General features: G+C 64.1%; 4 protein-coding genes. 2 read left to right on the top strand and 2 right to left on the bottom strand.

Features of this window, described 5'->3' with window-relative positions; all coding sequences use genetic code 11:
- Together TSA1_RS41200 and TSA1_RS27655 are read right to left on the bottom strand one after the other, a co-directional pair.
- On the bottom strand, nucleotides 1–86 hold an 86-nt coding region (locus tag TSA1_RS41200), incomplete at its 3' end, for a helix-turn-helix domain-containing protein (RefSeq protein ID WP_430649805.1).
- 188 nt (nucleotides 87–274) lie between these two features.
- Complete coding sequence (locus tag TSA1_RS27655; protein ID WP_347338557.1) at nucleotides 275–397, bottom strand: hypothetical protein; 123 nt, start codon at nucleotides 395–397, stop codon at nucleotides 275–277.
- A gap of 608 nt (nucleotides 398–1,005) precedes the next feature.
- Between TSA1_RS27655 and TSA1_RS27650 the strand changes: the two genes are divergently transcribed.
- On the top strand, nucleotides 1,006–1,194 hold the full coding sequence (locus TSA1_RS27650; protein WP_100179106.1) for a hypothetical protein: 189 nt from the start codon (nucleotides 1,006–1,008) through the stop codon (nucleotides 1,192–1,194).
- Nucleotides 1,195–1,257: 63 nt separating this feature from the next.
- Nucleotides 1,258–1,602, top strand: coding sequence for a response regulator (locus tag TSA1_RS27645; protein ID WP_100179105.1), 345 nt, complete (start codon nucleotides 1,258–1,260; stop codon nucleotides 1,600–1,602).
- The last annotated feature ends 27 nt before the right edge of the window (nucleotides 1,603–1,629 follow it).

Below are 1,629 nucleotides of genomic sequence, written 5' to 3'. Positions count from 1 at the left end.
CGCGACGAGCGGTCGAGCAAGCCATCCACACCTTCTGCGCGGAAGCGCTTGACCCATTTGGCGACGGTCTTCGGCGTCGTGTCCATCGAAACAAGAAGCCCGCGGCCGGGTGCTTCCCGCGCGGGTCGACTTAGACTTTTCGATGATGTCATTCTGCCAGTGTTCTGCCCGACGTGTCAAAGGAGGAATCTCAATTCGAAACGCCGGCATCTCAGGCCTTCGACCCGGCATCGCCCTCGACGGCGTCTTCCGGACGCACGATGACGCGCTCGACCTAGTGGATCGCTTCGCCGTCTTCGTTGTTCTCGACCGGCTGTGCGGCCTTGCCCCGGCCGCGATCGAGGATAGCGTTGGCCGCGGAGAGGCGCTCGGCCGGCGTCGCATCATCGCTGCGCATGATCCCGACGAGAACCCTGAGGGCCGTCCTTGTGTGGCCGCGCGCCAGCGATCGGATCTCGGTCAGGGTCCGTGCCGCGCCATTTTCCTAGCCGCGGACCGGGCGGACGGCCCGCCAACGAGCTCGCACTCGACATCCTCGCTCACGACACCATCTCCCACAGCACGATTGCGACGAGGCCCGCGAGGGCGAGCGATATCAGATAGGCTGTCATTATTCCCTCCAGAGAAAAGAAACGCGCGGCAGATCACGCAAGGCGAGGCGCGATCGTATCGGGCGCGAACCCTATCTCCGTGTTTCCGGAGACCGCAGCGGCGCTGGCAATTGGCCCCGGCGCCGCGGGCCGGCACGTTCGCGCGCGCACGGCCAGCAATGGTTCCGAAGGCGGCGCGCCGATCGGCGCTCCATGAACGCGCATCAAGCGAGTGCGTGGCCGCAATGCGCCGCCGCCGTCCGATCTCGAAATCGAGACGAGAAAACCCGCAGCGGAAGTTATCCGCGCGGATGAACCAAACTCGTCTCGATGAGGTCATTCATGCCGGTGTTTTGCCCGACGTGTCAAACGAACGAATGTGCTCCAGCGAAGTTGGTCGATCGGGAGGACCGTCATGACACCCTGGCCATCTCGCAAGCCGCGCAACGAAGGCAAGCCGCACGTCGACAGGGTGCGCAACAAGCAAGACATCGTCCTCGATGAGTCCCCCGAAACCGCAGACGGGGATCGCGACCTCGTGCGCGGCGAGGGCGGCACCATCGAGCTTCCCACCAAGCCCGGCGATTTGCCGAAGGACGATTAGGCGCGCCGGAACTTACCCGACGAGGGCCGCGTTGATGTCATTGATGGAAGGAACGTTGGTGCGATGAAGCACACTGTGCTGGTTGTTGACGACGATCCCGCCGTCCTCGACGTGGTCGTGGACATGCTGGAGGATCTCGGCTGCGAGGTGGTCAGCGCCCACAGCGGCGAGGACGCGCTCGAAAGGCTCGGACAGAACCGGGACATCTCGATCCTCATCACCGACATCAACATGCCCGGCATGGATGGTCATGAGCTGGCCGAGCTGGCCAAGCGTGTCCGCCCGGAGCTGAAGATGCTGCAGCTGTCCGGTCGCGAACCCCGGCGCGGCGGCCTGCCGATGATCAGGAAGCCGTTCTCGTTCGAGGAACTCGCCGAGATCCTTGAGCGCACCACAGGCATCCATTGACCATCGCGCCCATTGAAAAACCCGCAG

It is taken from the genome of Bradyrhizobium nitroreducens, from assembly GCF_002776695.1.
GTDB classification, from domain to species: domain Bacteria; phylum Pseudomonadota; class Alphaproteobacteria; order Rhizobiales; family Xanthobacteraceae; genus Bradyrhizobium; species Bradyrhizobium nitroreducens.
Note: the sequence above shows the minus strand (reverse complement) of the source record. Positions and strands in the feature narration are given on the sequence as shown.